The organism is Paenibacillus sp. 10L310 (genome assembly GCF_056395745.1).
The window spans coordinates 186,534-204,929 of the sequence record NZ_JBFTKC010000009.1; the positions used below are offsets into that span (position 1 = coordinate 186,534).

Genomic DNA, 18,396 nt, shown 5'->3' on the forward strand with positions numbered 1-18,396 from the left:
TAACGTGCCACTCAAACTATTCGTTATAAGAGAAACCTACATTACTTCTCCGATGGGAGTGGTGTGAAGAGCAGATTGACCGGCAGGTTGCTTCCTGGTGCGGCAGAGAATAGAATGGTTACGCTCTCTCCAGTTGAACCGGTGCGGTAAAGCACGCTTTGTTCACTTGAATTGGCAACCGCAACGTTACCATCGGCAATCGATACCAACTGATTGTTCACCAGAGCTACTCCGGAGTACTTCCCTCCACGAGGGTTAAAGGAGATAAGTGTACGCGGTGCAACATTGGTCAGCGTGATTTTGTACAATACGCCGAAATTACCCGCATTGGATGCGTCTGTGTATGCCATTGGATCTGTTCCTACCAGATTGGGATCGCTTGAATTGTCACCAAGTGGCAGACGGGCAGGTTTGATTCCCACGTGCTCATCGTACTTTATAATACGAGTCGCATTCGGGTACGTACCACGGTTGTGCACTCCATCACGATCAAGCACAGGTAGCAATGACAAAGCCTCGAAAGGATCTTTATTTTCTTCCACCAGGATAACGTTATAGTCTAAGGAATAATCACTATAAGCGTCCGAATAGAGGGAGATTACTTGTCCTTCTTTCATCGGCGTTTTATTAAGTTCTGTCAAAATCAGTTTGCTTTCCCCAGGTTGAAGGTACTCTTTCTTTTGATCCGCTCCAGTCTGAATCGACTTGAACCATTTATCAATAGACAATTTCCCAGCTACGGTAGCATACGGTGTAGGTCCGGCAAAGCCCATATTCTGTTGTTCAAATACGGCTGGATTTGGATTGTTATTGGTTGCAATCACATACATTTTTACTCTTTTGCCTGTATTGTTCACGTGGTGAATCATGAAACGGGTCTGCCCCAAAGATGATTCTTTATATACAATGCCTTCCGTATTCACAGTTTCCGGACTGTTACTGCGGATCAGCAAACTTGGCTCATCCATGTACGTATAAGGCACTTTCTCCATCGTAGTCACTTCGCCGCCGTTAAAGGTGAATTTCTGTCCTACCGGCGTGAAGAGTAAATTAAAATCGGTAAATGAATATAAGGTCTCATTCGTTATGGTGATGACTTTGGAGTACGTGTTCGTAGCACCGTGATTGTCAGTTACCGTAAGAGTCACCGTTTTTGGCCCCGGTTCAAAGAACGCAAGTGAATTGTTCTCCCACGCCGCTTTAACAATATTATTTTCATCATCTGTACTTTGGTCTGTGTATGTTATTTTTTCGCCCATTTTATACTCTTCTTTATCCGTGGCGAACATGGCTACAGGAGGAAGATTAGGAGCCAAAACTTCAATCGTAGTTGAATAGGGATCGCTCCATTGACCATTGGAATCCTGTACTTGATATGAAATCGTATATGTACCTGCTTGATCAAATGAATCCTGGCGACCAGTCCAGCGTTCGTCAACGATATCCATTCCATTAGGTGAACTGGAAGAAGTCACGTAGTCTACTTGATCACCCGCAAAAATTTCCTTTTGGGAAATGGTAAAGCTTGCAACAGGTTTTGTATTAAGATTCAACACAACCGTTTTAGCCGACTGATTCACTTTATAGGTGATGTTCAGAGCTTGAGTAATGGAAGTTAACGGCACCATGAATGTACTTTTTTGCTGATAAGCAGGGCCTTTCATCGTTCTGGTCTCTCCATTTACCGTATAGTCCTTGCTGTTCGTTTTGAATCGGAGTTCATCTTCACCACTAATAATGATGGTTTCCTTGGTTTTGTTATCATATTTGACGCCATATCCCACACGGTCAACCAGCGCACGGATTGCAACATAGGATACACCGTTTTTTACAGCCATTGGCTGTCCAGCAAGATACGTTTTTCCATCCTGCTCCATTTTGTTGCTATTCATGTACAACGTCAGATTTCCACCTGCTACTGCAGGAGACGTCCCATCAACGGATGGTTGCTCTATCTGAGCAGGCGTAGCTGGCGTTTCAACCTTCTCAGGGGTTTCCTCTTGAACTACAGGTTTTGCATCCGTTTCGTTTGTAGTCGACTCTTCCCCATCCAATGCAGGTTTCTCGCTGTCTGTTTTAGGTGTTGCCTCAGTGCCGGTTGAGGTTTGAGTGTCCTTGGTTTCAGTGGGCGGAGTATTGATAGATTTGTTATTGCTCTCCGTCTTCACTTCACGCTCTGCAATCGGCTGCTCTTGCTGTAACACCTCAACTGATTCTACATTGGCTGTGTTTACTGACGCGGTGTCACCTTGCGGTGCTGATTGCGCACTCACAGAACCGACTGCAAATGCTTGAAAAACGGCTAAAGCGGTAAAAATGGATAATTTCTTCTTCATATTCATGTGTTGTCTTTGGCTCCTTCTACTCTCTAGTAATGTATAACCCCTCAAAAAGTCATAATATTAGACGCTAGATTTAGGAAAAAGTTTCTAATTGAATTGTAAATTATGGATTTTTGTGCAACTATTTTTTCAATGTTTGATTATAAGTTCTTTGAATAAGAAGCGCCTATTGCATAATAGTCTTGATTTTGCACAAGATAATCCATGTCGCATTTTATAAAGAGGTGGATCAATGACCCCAACCAATCAGGCTTTCTCTGAATTAAAAATGAATATTTCTTATGTGGAACAGTCCCTCTACTGTACAGACGATTTGAAACAACAACAGCTTCTGCTCAATGGTGTACAGAGTATGCTTTTCTATATCGATTCACTTGTAGATCAGGAGATCATTCAAACACATGTCTTAACAGCATTGAATGGCCAAGCTCATTCGGAAATCTACCCATCGTTCACCACTTTAGAAAGTCGAAAAGATACGGATCTGCAACGTGGAATAGATTCACTTATTCAAGGGAAATGTCTTTACATAATCGATGGGTACCCGGAGTTTTACATTCTCTCTACCGAGAAAATGTATGTCCGAAGCACAACCGAACCGGAGAATGAAGGCGTTATTCGAGGGCCGCACAATGGATTCGTAGAGCAGCTTTCGGTTAATTTGAATCTGATCCGTAGACAAATTATTAGTCCATCCTTAATCGTTCGATATTTTAACGTCGGCGAGAAGACACATACCAAAATTGCAGTTGTATATCTTCAGGACTTGGCCAATCCGGAGTTAGTGAACGAAGTAAAAGAGCGAATCACGTCCATATCTTCAGATATGGTGCTCGCTCCAGGTTTTATTGAAGAGTTTATGGAGGATAATCCCTTCTCTCTGTTTCCCCAGCAGCTCAATACAGAAAGACCTGACCGGGTTATTGCCAACTTGATGGAAGGACGTGTGGCCATACTTGCGGAAGGAAGTCCTTCAGCTCTTATCGCTCCAGTTACGTTTTTTGCTTTTTATCAAAGTCCGGATGATTACCATGGTCGCTGGATTGTCAGTTCCTTTTTACGGTTAATTCGCATGATGAGTTTTGTCATTGCTTTTACATTACCTGCTGTTTATATTGCAACCATCTCTTTTCACTCTGCTATTTTACCGATCGAACTGGCACACACAATCAAGAAATCATTGCAGAACATCCCCTTTCCTGCACTTGTAGAGGCAATGTTGCTTGAACTGATCTTTGAAGTATTAAGAGAAGCCGGGGTCCGACTTCCCAGCCGAGTGGGCCAGACCATCGGCATCGTTGGCGGTTTGGTTATCGGAGATGCTATCGTTCGTGCGGGGCTTGTATCCTATACAATGATTATTGTGGTTTCACTAACAGCTATCTCGTCGTTTTTGGTGCCTTCGCATGAGATGAGTTCGGCAGTCCGTATTCTCCGCTTTCCAATGATGATTGGAGCGGCGCTTTTTGGATATATCGGCATCGCATTTGGTCTGGTGATTCTAACCATTCACCTCTGTAAGATGGAAAACTTCGGATCGCCTTATTTTGCTCCAGTAGCCCCTTTCAGATTAGCTGACATGAAGGATGTATGGATTCGATTTCCCATCTGGGCGCTTCGCGGGCGTCCTCATGATGCCCGCCCGCAGCGGCTGAATCAGCAGAAGTTCTCTAGGAGTTGGAAAAAACGTGAATAAGGAAACAACAATCACTCGGGGACAATTATTCTTGCTCATTTTGAAATTTGAGATCGGTGTAGATATTCTGTCCCTCCCTTACCGTATACACCTTATCTCTAAAGGCGGTGGATGGATTTCTGTTTTTCTTGGAGGGTTCCTGATCCAACTTGTCATACTGTTGTGCTGGCTTTTGATGCGAAGATTCCCGAGTTCATCCATTTATGACATTGTAACGCTGATTACGGGTAAATGGATTGGCAAGTTGCTGATCATTTCCTACGTTGGATATTTCCTGTTAATGGGTACTTCTGTTCTGGTGAACGCCTACGGTGTGATTAACCGCTGGATGCTGCAGGATACGCCTCGGTGGGCTATATTAGCCCTCTTCTTGTTCAGCAGTATCTATTTGGTTCGGCAAAAATTACGAATCATTGCGCGAGTACTTGTACTCATCTCCTTTTTGGTCTTGCCCATGATGGTATTGATCAGTTATGGACTCAAGGAAGTTAATCTGTTATATCTTTTGCCTTTAACCGAAGCAGGATGGCCCAATATCATTAGTGGATCAACGGAAACATTAATGGCTATGTTCGGATTCGAGTTTTTTCTCGTTGTGTTTCCTATGGTTGAAGGTAGCAGCGGTGGCAAACTCAAGTCTGTTGCTTTAGCAAGTGCTGTAGTCGTGTTGTTGTATGCATTCACCGTGTTCATTTGTTCGACGGCGTTCAGCCCCCAGCAACTTGACTTGATGCCTGAACCAGTCATATATCTGCTCCGCTCTATCCCACTCGGAACAATGGATCGGGCCGATTTTCTGTTCCTCCCTATCTGGTTAATTTCAATTTTCGGGGCCATATGTGGCTATTACTATACGGCCTCCTATGGTATAAGTTATCTCTTCAAACAAAAACACCATAAAAAAGCGGTGCCTTATGTGGTTCTTGCTTCTTGCATAATTGCGTATCTGCCACAACAGAAGGAAAAACTTGAGTTAATTAGTACGATAGCCAACAGATCGGCATACTTTTTTCTCATGATCCTGCCTCTGCTCCTGTTGGTTCTATCTTATATAATGAAACGAAAAGAGAAGATGATATGAGTAAACGGGGGAAAATCCTCATCCTGCTGACCCTGCTCATGGTGATAACGGGATGTTGGGATCAGGATAGTTTAAAAGATGCAAGACTTGCTAATGCTTCGGCGTTTGACATCACCTCAGAGGGTGAAATTAAACAGACGCTTGAAATTGTCGATGATTCTGAGAGTCAACAAGGGAGTAGCGGTAATGAAGTCCACTCAGGCACCGGGAGATCCGTCCGTCAAAGTACAGATAGAATTCGCGCTAAAGTGACTGGTGATATCCGGTTTTTCAAATATGGGATGATCTTATACGGCAACAAACTCGCACAAAATGATATCTACCCTTACCTGGACGTCTTATATCGGGAACCCGATTACCCAACCTCACATGTGAAAATTGCGATTGTGGATGGCGATGCCGGAGATCTGTTACACCAAAAAAAAGTTGGCAGCATATTGATTGGTGATTTTATTACGAAAAAAATTAAGAGTCTGGAGGAATTATGTATTTTTCCGGAAATGACGTTAGAGACCCTTCTCCCTCCCATGCTGGATCCGGGACAGGATTTTACACTGCCTTATCTATATAAGGATGGAGAGGAGATTGATGCTCGGGGAATCGCCCTGTTTCATGGGCAAAGATTCAATGGGAGTCTTACGACCGAACAGGCTCCTCTATACATTATTATGAGTGGGGAATGGAATAAAACAGCGCGTTTTGTTAAAAAGGTCCACCCAGGGCCTTCCAACAACCCGCGGAACTATGTCACTTATGAAGCAAATATCGCACAAATTAAGCGCAAACTTGCGGTAAAGGTGGCAAGTGATAGCCAAATTGATGTGAACCTCCGTATCGAACTTCCAGTAACGATCGTTGAGTATGCAATGAATCATCTTCAGGAAAAAGACACAATTGAACGTCTGAACCGCAAGTTATCCGATGACATGACTCAGGACGCAGAACAAATTATCAAGACACTTCAGCAAAGTGGTTGTGATTCCTTCGGTATTGGCAGACATTTAATTGCCCATTACCCGGACTTATGGAAAAGCCTAAACTGGAATAAAGAATATGCCCAAGTTCGTTTTCACCCGGAAGTAAAGGTTACAATAGTCGGCAGCGGCGTTTTAAATTAATAACATGCTGTCGTGCAATTGGGAAAGCTCTCTTCCATTTGGAAGAGAGCTTTTGACTGTTGACTTAAAAAGAAGGATTTGCTAATACCTCTAGTCGTTAAGAAGCACTTCAGTGGAAAGTTTTATCGTGCCTGGTTGAGTATAACTTCGGCAGTGAAGCTGAGCTATAAAATAGGTGAAAGAAGACGTGATATTCCTTCTTTAAATTTGATAATAAGGGACCTATTTCTATAACGATCAGAAGTAAGTTCTGTACTTAACTGGCTATCTTGATGAAACAATTCTTGAAGTTGTTTCGCAACTCGCTCGTCATATACAATTGCATTCACCTCAAAATTCAACCTAAAGCTCCGGGAATCAATATTCATCGTCCCTACTGAAGCGACTTCTTCGTCTACTACAATGGTCTTTGCGTGTAAGAATCCATTATCATATAACAGAATCTTGGCTCCATAGTCCAATAATTCACCAGCATACGCCCAAGTCGCCCAATATACAAACGGGTGATCGGGCTTATTGGGAATCATAATGCGCAGATCCACCCCGGATAGCAGTGCGATTTTACATGCATCCATAAAAGTGCTGTCAGGAATAAAGTAAGGCGTTTGAATATACACACTCTTTTTGGCATTTACTATAAGCTTGATGTACATATTCTTCAGGTGTTCCACCTGTGAGTTAGGACCACTAGACACAATCTGAACTGGACTTGAACCATCAAGCCTTGCTGTGTTGAAGGAGAATTGTTCGTAACTTACTTGATGGGATTTGCTGGCGTGTTTCCAATCCAAAATAAACCTGCCTTGAATATGATTAACGGCATCTCCGTGCATTTTAAAATGTGTATCACGCCAGTATCCAAACTTTTTATCCATGCCTAGATACTCATTTCCCAGATTAAATCCGCCAATATAAGCAATCTCCCCATCAATAATACAAAGTTTTCGATGATTTCGATTATTCATACGGAAATTTAATGGCCTAATCAGTGACGGGAAAAAGACCTCTACTTCTCCACCGGCAGAGATCAGTTCTCTGAAAAACTTCAATGAAAGTTTCTTTGAACCAATTTCGTCATAGAGAACTCGCACTTTTACGCCTTCTTTAGCTTTTATAGTTAATTCATCTCGTAATTTCTTCCCTAAGGAATCCGGTTGAATAATGTAATATTGGATGTTAATCTCTTTCTTGGCTTCCTTGATATCAGCAAATAAAGAATCAAATTTCTCTTGTCCATCATCGAAGATGAATATCTCATTGTCATTGGTTAGGATTGCATTGGATGAAGTCAGATTCAATTGAATCAGGTCAGCATATTTCATGAGCAGGGGGTTGTTTTCCTTACGTTGCTCCTTCAATGTCACTAACTGGTTCTCGACAATTAACTTTAGGGAGTTTCTCTCTTCAGCTGAAAGTCCGTAGAAATTTTTCTTTTTGAGGTTACGTCCCAGAAAGAGATAAACGATAAAACCTAAAATAGGAATGAAGTAAAATATCATGAGCCAGGCCCAAGTATAACCAATGTCTCTCCTTTCAAAAAACAAAAATACCGCTGAGAGTAATATGTTTATAATCATAACGAGCGAAAGTATCAGCGTGACCATACTGCTATATCTCCTGCCTTCCATTAACTTTATGTAAATAATAAAAAATGCTTATTACTTAGCTGTTCTCGAATGAAGCCGTCATCACAAAGAATATGATAACATACTTGAGGAATACTAAATCTATTAAATGATAATCACTAGACATTGAACTAAAAAAGAATCCACTTCCTATAAAAGAAGGGATTCTTTTGCATTTAATATTTATGCTTTAGTTAATTCCTTACAACAGGAACCCACATTTCACCATATACCACGCCGTTTCTCTCTCCCATTTCAACCGTTGTGTTTGGGCCACCAACATAGGCATAATCCTTTTCCGTCGGTAGAGCTTGACCAAAGGCAATGCCAGTAAGCATATTGCTGAGCGCATCAGCCGTTTCAGCTTCGCCCTTCACAACCAGGTATTCTCCCTTAGGAAATTGGATTACTCTCGTTGCTTCTGGCAGAGATTGTTCTGTCATGACACCAGCATAATGCATCATCTGGTTATTCACTGCTTCGTTTACGGCAAAAATGTAGTCGTTTGTTGCCAGAGACTTTAGTTTGTCCAGGCTTCCATCCTCTTTCACCGTGGACCAAAAATCCGCCTTCTCCTTGCTGATGCCAACATAGTCTGTATAGTCGCTCTTAAGATCCGTTCCAATACCTAACACGATAAAGCTCTCTTTTTCTTCAAAATGATAATTACTCATGGTTTACACCGTCCTCTTTAAATTTTCAATTGATTTGTGTTTTCACTTGATAGGTTTATAATAACCTTAAATCATGTCAGAATATGATACTGTTTAGGGGGCACAATGAAAAAAGTTGAACGCATAAATATCATCACGCGGTATATCAATAACCGTGCACACTTTACCATCTCTGAAATCATGCGAGAATTTAACATTTCTCGTTCAACAGCCATTCGAGATATCAGAGAAATTGAAGCCATGGGAATGCCACTTGTCGCTGAAGTTGGGCGGGACGGGGGTTATTTTGTCATGAACAACTCCCTCCTGCCCACGGTACGGTTTACCGATAATGAAATCAAAGCGTTATTCATTGCTTTTATGGCAACAAGAAATCAACAGCTTCCTTATCTGAAGAGTCGTCAATCTTTGGCTGAAAAATTATTGGGCCTTATCTCAGAAAATCAGCAAGATGACCTAGTGCATTTGAATCAAATATTGCTTTTTGAAGGGACCAATCCCCATAATCCAGACTTGCTTGATCTATCAGACCTGCCTCACCCTACCTTGGAAAAACTCATCCAAATTCTTCTTATAGAACGTTATCTGTTAATTACTGTCCAAGAAGAGAAGAAAACAAAGTCCTATCCCATCGTTCTCTTGCACCTTCATCATCAAAAAGGCCATTGGATCATTGAAGGTTTTGATCTGGAGGAAGAAAAGAGACAAATCGTATCCGTTGACAACCTCATCCATGTCGAAGCATACCCGGCGAAAAAAAGACGGAGTACAAAAAAGATTGTAGAACAACTCAAACGAAACACGCAGGAAGAAGTTATCAACCTTGTCCTGGAACTTGGTCCAAAGGCGATTGCGCAATTCAAAAAATACCATCCTTTAAAGTTTTCAATTGCCTATACAAATCCATACCAGACTACGGCTCTCCTAAAGGCATTTATGAATGTTCATAACTCGGAAGAGTTAACCGAAATCACCAATTGGTTGCTCTTTCTAGGTGAAGACATCAAGGTTAAGGAAATTCCGGCAGAAGTCCTAGATGCTGTACAAGAGAGATTAAACTTATACCAAATGAAGCAGTGAACAGCCCCTCCTACCTAGTCTCTCCATTATCTAACCATGTCTTACCTGAATTCAGGCTGAGGATTCAGTACGGAAAACCAAAAAAAGCCGCTGTGTTAGCGACTTGTAATGGAATCATATTCATTCATGTCTCACGCCAATGCTTGGCGAGCTGTTCCTTCTATACTAAAAGTCAGCATTAGACTGGGCATGATTAGGTGTATGCTGCGGGACGTTTTTAACGAGTAGGAAATAAGTAACAATCGCAATGATACTGGTCATTAATAACGTGAGTCCTAACGGGACGGCAGTGTCCTCACCCGCGATGCCGACCAGAGGAGCAACCAGTGCACCCAGAAGAAAAGGAACAACGCCGAGTAGTGCTGCTGCACTTCCGGCCATCTTAGCTTGACTCTCCATGGCAAGTGGGAATGCCGCTGTAGACGTAATGCCGATCGAGCATACGAAGAAGAACAATGGAATCACCAATGCGAAAAGTGGACCATGAGCCAGGGTTACGACCAAAGCAGCCACACTTGCTATTATAGCAAGCCATAGTCCCGATAATAGCAGCGTCTGCTCAGGGATACGTTTAGCTAGTCGACCCACGATTTGAGATCCGATGATCAAGCTGATGCCGTTCGAAGCAAATAATATAGCAAATACAGTGGGTGTGACGCCATATATATTTTGGTAAATAAATGGTGTTCCCGCCACATAAGCAAAGACCCCTGCTGTCATAATTCCCTGTGCCAGCATGTAGCCTACAAACTTACGGTCACGCAGAAGCATTCTGTAATTACCCAATTGCTGTTTGAAGTCAGGAACTATACGTCTTTCGATAGGGTGTGTTTCTTTTAAGCTCCACTTTGTCATGATTAATAAGAAAATTCCCAAGAATGAAAGGCAGATAAACACGCCAATCCAGGTTGTGAATGAAAGAACCCCACTTCCCGCGATGGGTGCTGCCAGAGGCCCCAAATTCCCTACAAGCAACAGCAAAGAGAAAAATTTAGTGAGTTCATGTCCACTGTACAGATCTCTGGCTATCGCACGGGAAATGACAATTCCAGCTGAAGCTGCAAATCCTTGCGTGAAACGAAACAAAATTAATAGTCCGATATTCGGAGCAAAAGCACATGCCAAGGAACAAATAATATAGGCTGCCATACAGATCAACAATGGTCTACGTCTACCGTACGCGTCACTCAAAGGACCCATAACAAGTTGTCCTACACCGAGTCCTAATAAACAAGCAGTAAGGCTAAATTGTACAAGTGATGCCGTTGTATTCATATTTTGTGCAATCTCCGGAAAAGCCGGTAAATACATATCAATCGTAAATGGACCTAATGTAGAAAATAAACCTAGTAGTATTGCCAGTCCAAAAACATTCCAATTCGTGCTCTTCGCCATAATAAATAAAATCTCCAATTCCTTATATAATTTGCAAGCCTAATCGAGTATAAGACATAGAGTTAACTGTAGGTCAAGTCTTAAGACTATTAAAACCAAAAAAAGCCGCTTATTAAGCGACTTTGAATGGAAAACCATTTAAATTGTGTAACTCCCCCGGCCTGAACCCATATGACTCATGATCATTTCGGCAGCTCGCTTGTAACCGCCTGCCTCCCTTAGAGATTCACCAATGAGGTAAGCCTGCCGTCTATAAAGTGAATTGTGTAGTACTTCTGTTAATGCCTCTCTCAAATTAGTTGCACTGAGATTATGTTTATTTAAAGTAATACCCGCGCCCAACTCCTGTACCCGATTGGCGACAAGAGGCTGATCCGATGTTAATGGAATCATCACCATCGGAACATTGTAATATAACGCCTCACTTGTGCTGTTCATTCCAGCATGTGTAATAAACACATCGGTATGCTGCAGCATGTCCAACTGGGCAATGTATGGCTTGACGATAAAATTAGGAGGAACTTGATTCGCCAGCGGCGTCATGTCCGTGTACTTTCCTGAAGATAAAACAACATTCACGGGTAAATCCCCTAATGCTTCAAAGCAAAGCTGATAGAAATCCAAATTTTTATTTAAAATTGTACCCATAGCAATGTACACGGTTTGCGGGTACCGTTCACGAAGCAACTCAAACGAGAAGGTCGGAGCATCTTGACGTGTTATGATCGAAGGACCCGTGAAAATAAAACGATCGTCCAGCTTTTCTGCCTGCGGCTGAAAATAACGGCTGGTGTACACAAGCTTTAACTGACCTGCATGTGCCGGAATCTCTTCCATGGCTGGAATACTCACTTGAAACGCTTCGGCTAACTCCGTTGTGATCTTCATCGTAGCCTCATATAACTCCTTCGTCTCCGTCTCATTCAGAACTGAGCTAGACCCCAGAGGCTCCACAAAAGCAAAGGACGCAATCGAGCATACCGCAGGAATTCCCAGTTTTTCTGCAAGAATAGTCCCTCCCCATCCCATCAGGGAATCAAAGATCATATAATCGAACTTTTGATCCTCGATCACCTGCAGTACATTGGGGATGATTCTCCGGATAATACCGCTTACCATCATATAAATGAACTGATAAGAATGCTTGTATTCCTGGGGTTTCAACACCGGATCATGAGAGAAGGCATCTTGTGGAAACGGATAGGTAATGATCTGGGCACCGGTTTGTTCAATTCGGGAACGATACTCCTCCGTGCACACATAGATGACTTCCTCACCATTGTCTATCAACTGAGTAACTAATCCTAACGATGGATTCACATGTCCTTCAGCTGGAGTAATGACTACTAATACACGTGCCATCTTATCCACCTCCCAATGCAATTAGTCCCCCCGTTCTTCATGATGTATTTAACGACGCGGTCGTCATCCGTTACATGGAGATGTTATCCTTCACTTGGTTGATTGGATGATGTTCTTGATGAACGAGTTTGGTAATTCGTAGTGATGCCAAGAAACTTAACAAGACCCATAATAATTGCAGTGTTAACACGATCAAAACACCTGTCGATATGCCCCACTGTAACGTTTCGGACAAGGCAATCAGAGCGCCACCAACGCCAATGCTTACACCCATATAGAAGGAATCCACAAATTGTAGATTCGCGGACATTTCGCCCTCTTTCCTGGGCAAGGCATGTTGTAAAGCAATGGCTGCCGTTGTAGGGTTGGCCAATCCAACACCGAACCCTGTAATCATTTGTGAGAGAAGGATGAGTATAATCCCGCCGTCCGTCAAAATAAGAGCCAGGATCACAAGTACAGTTCCAACGATCATAATCCCAATGCCCGTCATGACCCTACCCTTTCGGGCACGACCTTGATCTCGTGCATCAAGCTTGGCTTGTAACCACGCTGCGGCGGACCAGCTCAGAGAACCTGCTGCTACGATGAGGCCAGCAAGGTCAGCTGATAACCCCTTCACTTCGGTTAGCGCCAAGATCACAAAACTTTCCGTTGTAAAATAACAAGCAACATATAGCCCTCTCGATACCAAAGTAGCAGGCAATCCTTTTTTTACCGAAAAAGTCCCTACTGGCAGCAATTTACGCATTGGTGTGATCATGACGACTAATCCAGCCAAAGTGAGTACTATGCCTTTCCATTCGGTTATCATACCAAGTCCTGTGAGTAACAGCCCCGTTCCAACCGCAAGCAGAATCGCATACATAATCTTTGAGTCAGTTGCTCGCGCTGGACCGGACAGATCTTGCTGAAGCTGCAAATTACGGAAAGAACGGAATGTGAGACTGAGCGCTATTCCAATCAAGGGTAAAACGATCCAGAAAACATATCGCCACGAGATGTAGGAAGCAATAAGGCCTGCTGCATAAGGTCCGATTAAGGTTGGTAGGACAAATGCCATAGAGAATGCGGCCAGGATTTGAGTACGAAGTGTATCTGGATAATGTAACGTCACACAGGTATAAACACATGTGATCAGGGCCCCCGCTCCAAAACCTTGAAGGGCTCTTCCGGCAATAAGCATGTGCATATCGAAAGAAATAGCGGAGACCACAGTTCCTAACACAAAAACACTAAAAGATATCAGCATGGATGTAAAAACGCCGCGCTTGTCAATCTGCTGACCCATAACCAAAGTTCCAATAAGCTGAGATAACAAAAATGCGCTGAAGATCCAACCGTATAAATGAATGCCCTCTAAACTTTGTGCCATTTTCGCGGCAATCGTTGTGATAGCCAGTCCTTCAAAAGCTACGGTTGCCAAAACCAGCATAATCCCAATTGTAGGCGCCCTGTACTGAGCATCAAAAATCCCAATCTGATTGTTGTTTGTCTTCCACACCTCCATAATTTGATGGATATTATGGTAAAATAAACCTTTTCACTCCCTGAATATACATGAATTGTTATACTTTGTAAAGTTAAATGTTTAAAAAGTAAGATCATGATTTAGAATAGGGTTCCCATGTTCAATAGGAGATTTTGCTTGAAAATATGCCATGTTCATTACAGTCAATTTGGAGAAGTTCATCCTGCAGGATCCAGGCATCTGTTTTTTCAATAAAGAAATGAAATCCTCCAATGGATTGAACCAATGCGGGATCGACCGGTGTAGCACTCGCATTGATGCCAATTGTAAAAGCATCGGAGCCTCCTCCGACATATTTTGCGTAAATCCTTACATATTGGTCCTTTTCCAATTCCCATTCATTCTTAAATGAATCGATTGCTTGTTCAGATACTACAAATGAAATCATTGCTCTGCACTCCTTCCTACATTAATCACATTTTTTCACTTCGCCACGATAATTGGCCATTCTGAAACTGGCTCCGCATCCACACGAAACTTTGGCATTTGGATTATTCATGGTGAATCCACCTAACATTCCGCTCTCTTCATAGTCAATCTCAAGACCATCAATATATGGAATACTGTTTGCGTGAACCAATATTTTAAATTGCTTTTTATTTAACACAATGTCTTCTTCTGCCTGCTGTTCATCCACGATAAGGGTATAAGACAAACCACTGCATCCCCCTTCATCAACGCCTACTCTAAGAAAGGCATTTTGGATATCCGCACTTGATAAGATCTCAACGATTTTGTCCGATGCTGTATCACTGACCTCAATGATCATCTTTATTCCTCCCGGTGGTATCATTTTGAAATTTGGTATCCCAGTCCATTAGACAGGGTATGAATGCTGCAAGAGCAGCTCCTTTTGGCGTAAGTTCATAAATAATTTGTGTAGGGCGTGTCCGTATTGTTCTTTTGACCAAATGATCATCTTGAAGACCCTTTAAACGTCTGGAGAGGATCATTTCGGAAATGGAAGGAATGTTATCGAATATTTCACCAAATCTCTTCGGGCCTTGAGACAGAGCACATAAAATATGGATCGTCCATTTCGTTCCGATGATGCGATAAGCTGTAAATAGTTTATTCGGATCCTCAGTGAGCAATGGTCTGTACACCCACTTTCTTATTCATCTGCGTGGTGAGATCCGAGTGCTGGCAATGATACTCGTGACGATCAACAAGAGATGGAAACCCATGGCTACAATTAAGCCGGATTGAAGTGACATACCGCCAGCCTGACACACGACAAGAATGGAACCACCAATGCCGATCACTACACCAGGTGTAAAAGAATCTGCAAATTGCAGATTTGCCGAGGTTTGGCCCACGCCTTCTTCCCCCGTTTGGGAAAATGCGACAACACCACTAATCGGATGCGCCAATCCAATACCAACTCCTGCAATGATCTGACCAATAACTGCAATGGTAACGGTCACAACAGGTACCCAAAATACGATGGCAATCCCTATGGCAAGTAACAATACGCCAAGAATAATTCTCATATGACGTCCACTGCCCTGATCTGCCGCATCCCACCGTCCTTGCAGATACGCAATGATACACCAACTTAATGCAGCACTCGCCACAATTAATCCGGCCTGAGAAGGTGTAATTCCTTTCACATCGATTAGAGCCAATACCAGGAAATTCTGTGTACTAGTATAGGCAGCGAAGAACAATCCACGTGTTGCCAAAATAGCTGGCATTCCTCTGCGCAACGTAAGTGTTCCCTTCGGTAGCAATTTACGCAGAGGAAATATCATCAATACTAGGCCAATCACGACTAAAACAAATCCCATAATGCTCGGAAGCCTACTTAGACCAACCAGGAAAATCCCTGTACCTAACGTTAAGAGTAACGCCATCCAAGTGGATGAAGATCCGCTATCCCCTCCTGTCTTCTGCACTTTCAATTTCCTAAAGGCAGGTAAACTAAGCAATGCTGAAACCACCAGCACAGGTAAGATCCCCCAGAAAACAAAGCGCCAGGACCACTGATCTGCGATAACTCCTGCTACATATGGACCGAGCATGGACGGAAGAACATAGGCAGTACCAAATGCTCCAAGAATTTTGGCACGCAACTCATCCGGGTAACTTAACGATATAGCTGTATACACACAAGTCATCATAGCTCCGGCACCCAAACCCTGTAGAGCCCGTGATCCTATCATGGTATACATGTCGCCTGCGGTTGCGGCAGCGATCAGCCCTACGATAAATAACAGAAGTGCAAAAGTGAACGGTGTTGCAGGTCCTCTTTTATCAATGATTCGACCGACGACCAGCGTTCCGATAATCTGCGCAAGCAGATAGGTACTGAATATCCATCCGAACAGGCTAAGGCCGTTCAAGTCTCCAGCAATCGAAGGAGCAATGGTGGTTACGGATAGACCTTCGAATCCAACGGCCATCACTGATAAAATAATTCCTATGGTTAGTGCAAAATAACGTGGGCTGAAAATACTTTGATGATTAGACGACATGAAATGTGACCTCCAAGAAAATTGGTATGTATACATCGTATCCGGATACTTAGTAAACATTTTTGTTTATAATGTCTAAGCTACAGTCCGGCTTTGACTTTGTCAACATTTTTGTTTAAAATGTAGTTAGTCATGTAGACTCAGTTGCGTCACAAGGAGGTGCACCATGAGCGGAAATCAAACTAAAAAGGATGTCTCGACCAGTACCCGGAGAGCAATTATTAATCTGTTAAAAGAGCGCGGGGGAATGGATGTTGTCACTCTCTCCTCTCAGTTTTCGTTATCCGGAATGGCTATTCGTCAACATCTGAATGCGCTAAAAGGAGAAGGATTGGTCACCACTGTGGAAGAGGCCCGTCCCATGGGTCGTCCCACCAAGTTATGGATATTAACTCCCGCGGCTAATCGTTTTTTTCCAAGTGGATATTCGGATCTATCCGTCAGCCTCATCAATTCGATGAAAGAGGCTTTTGGTACTGAAGGGCTGGACAAGCTGCTGGATGTTCGAAATAAAAATATGCAAGAACAATATCTTCAGCATCTTGGCGATTCATCAGGAGTTAGAGAGAGATTGGAGAAATTGGCCGAAATTCGTACGAATGAAGGTTATATGGCCGAGGTTAAGGAGCAGGATGATGGCAGTCTCCTATTCATTGAGAAGCATTGTCCGATCTGTGAAGCGGCCGCAGTATGTACCGGGTTATGCAAGAATGAGTTACATTTATTCAAAACAGTTCTAGGCGATAATGTTCATATTGAACGGGGAGAATACATTCTAGCCGGAGGAAGAAACTGCGTATACACCGTTAGGCATAATAAGCCATGACCAAAAGAGCAACCTCATTGGAGATTGCTCTTTTGGTTTGGTTTTGAACTGATTAGAACGATTCGGATTTCTCTAAATCATCCTTAATTATACCGGTTATTTCTAACATTTTCATAATCGTATGTACCCGATTATGTAATTTTGAATTGAGGTAGAGTATAGTAAGAGTGTCGAAAATATACTCTAGGAGGCTACTGCCATGTCACAAAAAATTTGGATGAACCTGCCGGTGAAAGATGTTGTGCAATCCACTACCTTCAACAACAATAATGATAACAACAATCTGTCTATAATAATGGCTAGTTTTGTTATCATTATTTGTTATTTTACATATTCATTCACCACCCGGTAATCCTCCTTACTTTCTCCGTTTCTTCACACCTCTACTTCTCTTGTTCCTTTATCACTTGTTCAATCCCCAACAAAATCAGTTTCAAGCCGAACTCGAAAGCTCCGTCGGTTCCCATCACCTCAAACAGACCGTTCTTATACATCCTGCTGAAAAGTCCCGCTTCCTTCTCACTCATAGAGTCCAGAAGGTGGATCATCTCTTCACCCTGAAGTGCTTCCTGGTCCTTAATAACAGCAGAGATATTGCGCTGATGCTGATAATCGTCGAGTACGAAATAGAATACATAGTTGACCATTGTAAGAACGGCCTGTAATTTCTGTTCTTGCTCTAATGGCGTTGATTCCATGCAGAGCAACATGCGGTTGGTGAAGCGGATCATGTCCGGTTCATGGGGCAGCGTCATCATCATGAGCTGTGTGGAGCACGGGTATCTACTAAGCACACTCCGTACCGTCACCGCAAGCCCCTCCATCTGCTCTTTCCATTCTCCTTCAGTATGAAACTCGTCCAGAATAATTTTCGATATCTGGTTGGCCAGACGCTGGTAGAGCGTCTGCTTGCTCTTGAAGTACCAGTATAGAGATGGAGCCTGAATCCCCAACTTGTCTGCCAAGCGTCTCATGCTGAATTTTTCGATGCCCTCTTCTCCAAGAAGTTCCCACGAAGTTTCCAAAATCTTATCTTCCGAAATCTGAGGCTGTTGTTTTTTCATTAGTATCCGCCCTTTTATCTAACAGTGTAAGTTTATGCTTTACAGGTTCATAAGTTCATGATAACATCTAACACTGTAAGGTTCAATCTAACGGTGTTAGATTAGATCAATATTAACGAAGAAAG

Annotated in this window: 17 protein-coding genes; 6 read left to right on the forward strand and 11 right to left on the reverse strand. The window is 42.7% G+C overall.

Going from position 1 to position 18,396, the window contains the following annotated elements; translation table 11 throughout:
- Positions 1-41: 41 nt before the first annotated feature.
- On the reverse strand, positions 42-2,342 hold the full coding sequence (locus AC1DE7_RS19705; protein WP_477535018.1) for a copper amine oxidase N-terminal domain-containing protein: 2,301 nt from the start codon (positions 2,340-2,342) through the stop codon (positions 42-44).
- A 232-nt stretch (positions 2,343-2,574) separates the two neighbouring features.
- Here AC1DE7_RS19705 and AC1DE7_RS19710 point away from each other — a divergent pair, with 232 nt between their 5' ends.
- From AC1DE7_RS19710 to AC1DE7_RS19720, 3 genes are read left to right on the forward strand one after another with little or no spacing between them, the layout of a single operon-like run.
- Positions 2,575-4,038 carry a spore germination protein gene (locus tag AC1DE7_RS19710; protein ID WP_477535019.1) on the forward strand — a complete coding sequence of 488 codons (1,464 nt, stop codon included), beginning with the start codon at positions 2,575-2,577 and terminating at the stop codon, positions 4,036-4,038.
- A complete protein-coding gene (locus tag AC1DE7_RS19715; protein ID WP_339287025.1) occupies positions 4,031-5,119 on the forward strand; it encodes a GerAB/ArcD/ProY family transporter in 1,089 nt (362 codons plus the stop codon). The genes AC1DE7_RS19710 and AC1DE7_RS19715 overlap by 8 nt, the downstream gene beginning before the upstream one ends.
- Entirely contained in the window at positions 5,116-6,237 is a 1,122-nt protein-coding gene (locus AC1DE7_RS19720; protein WP_339287023.1) for a Ger(x)C family spore germination protein, read from the forward strand. The genes AC1DE7_RS19715 and AC1DE7_RS19720 overlap by 4 nt, the downstream gene beginning before the upstream one ends.
- A 164-nt stretch (positions 6,238-6,401) precedes the next feature.
- On the opposite strand, the gene cls is transcribed toward AC1DE7_RS19720, so the two are convergent.
- On the reverse strand, positions 6,402-7,841 hold the full coding sequence (gene cls, locus AC1DE7_RS19725; protein WP_477535020.1) for a cardiolipin synthase: 1,440 nt from the start codon (positions 7,839-7,841) through the stop codon (positions 6,402-6,404).
- Between the two features lie 215 nt (positions 7,842-8,056).
- Entirely contained in the window at positions 8,057-8,536 is a 480-nt protein-coding gene (locus tag AC1DE7_RS19730; protein ID WP_477535021.1) for a GyrI-like domain-containing protein, read from the reverse strand.
- Positions 8,537-8,641: 105 nt separating this feature from the next.
- Between AC1DE7_RS19730 and AC1DE7_RS19735 the strand changes: the two genes are divergently transcribed.
- Positions 8,642-9,616 carry a helix-turn-helix transcriptional regulator gene (locus tag AC1DE7_RS19735; RefSeq protein ID WP_477535022.1) on the forward strand — a complete coding sequence of 325 codons (975 nt, stop codon included), beginning with the start codon at positions 8,642-8,644 and terminating at the stop codon, positions 9,614-9,616.
- 165 nt (positions 9,617-9,781) lie between these two features.
- Here AC1DE7_RS19735 and AC1DE7_RS19740 read toward each other — a convergent pair whose 3' ends face one another.
- The 7 genes from AC1DE7_RS19740 to AC1DE7_RS19770 all read right to left on the reverse strand — a co-directional run bounded on the left by AC1DE7_RS19740 (position 9,782) and on the right by AC1DE7_RS19770 (position 16,381).
- On the reverse strand, positions 9,782-11,011 hold the full coding sequence (locus tag AC1DE7_RS19740) for a multidrug effflux MFS transporter (RefSeq protein ID WP_076253136.1): 1,230 nt from the start codon (positions 11,009-11,011) through the stop codon (positions 9,782-9,784).
- 138 nt (positions 11,012-11,149) lie between these two features.
- Entirely contained in the window at positions 11,150-12,373 is a 1,224-nt protein-coding gene (locus tag AC1DE7_RS19745) for a macrolide family glycosyltransferase (protein ID WP_477535023.1), read from the reverse strand.
- 70 nt (positions 12,374-12,443) lie between these two features.
- A complete protein-coding gene (locus tag AC1DE7_RS19750) occupies positions 12,444-13,883 on the reverse strand; it encodes an MFS transporter (RefSeq protein ID WP_477535024.1) in 1,440 nt (479 codons plus the stop codon).
- Positions 13,884-14,004: 121 nt separating this feature from the next.
- Entirely contained in the window at positions 14,005-14,292 is a 288-nt protein-coding gene (locus AC1DE7_RS19755) for a HesB/YadR/YfhF family protein (protein ID WP_477535025.1), read from the reverse strand.
- A gap of 21 nt (positions 14,293-14,313) precedes the next feature.
- Entirely contained in the window at positions 14,314-14,673 is a 360-nt protein-coding gene (locus tag AC1DE7_RS19760; protein ID WP_017688344.1) for a HesB/IscA family protein, read from the reverse strand.
- Positions 14,663-15,010, reverse strand: a complete 348-nt coding sequence (locus AC1DE7_RS19765) for a winged helix-turn-helix transcriptional regulator (protein ID WP_354437414.1) — start codon at positions 15,008-15,010, stop codon at positions 14,663-14,665. Before AC1DE7_RS19765 ends, AC1DE7_RS19760 begins: the two co-directional genes overlap by 11 nt.
- A gap of 12 nt (positions 15,011-15,022) precedes the next feature.
- The gene (locus tag AC1DE7_RS19770; RefSeq protein WP_036671330.1) at positions 15,023-16,381 is read right to left on the reverse strand and encodes an MFS transporter; all 1,359 of its coding nucleotides are present in this window, start codon (positions 16,379-16,381) and stop codon (positions 15,023-15,025) included.
- 166 nt (positions 16,382-16,547) lie between these two features.
- Between AC1DE7_RS19770 and AC1DE7_RS19775 the strand changes: the two genes are divergently transcribed.
- A complete protein-coding gene (locus tag AC1DE7_RS19775; RefSeq protein WP_036671328.1) occupies positions 16,548-17,207 on the forward strand; it encodes a helix-turn-helix transcriptional regulator in 660 nt (219 codons plus the stop codon).
- Positions 17,208-17,406: 199 nt separating this feature from the next.
- Positions 17,407-17,559, forward strand: coding sequence for a hypothetical protein (locus AC1DE7_RS19780; RefSeq protein ID WP_477535026.1), 153 nt, complete (start codon positions 17,407-17,409; stop codon positions 17,557-17,559).
- Positions 17,560-17,590: 31 nt separating this feature from the next.
- On the opposite strand, the gene AC1DE7_RS19785 is transcribed toward AC1DE7_RS19780, so the two are convergent.
- Positions 17,591-18,271 (reverse strand): TetR/AcrR family transcriptional regulator C-terminal domain-containing protein, encoded by a 681-nt coding sequence (locus tag AC1DE7_RS19785; protein WP_477535027.1) that lies wholly within the window; start codon positions 18,269-18,271, stop codon positions 17,591-17,593.
- Between the last annotated feature and the right edge of the window lie 125 nt (positions 18,272-18,396).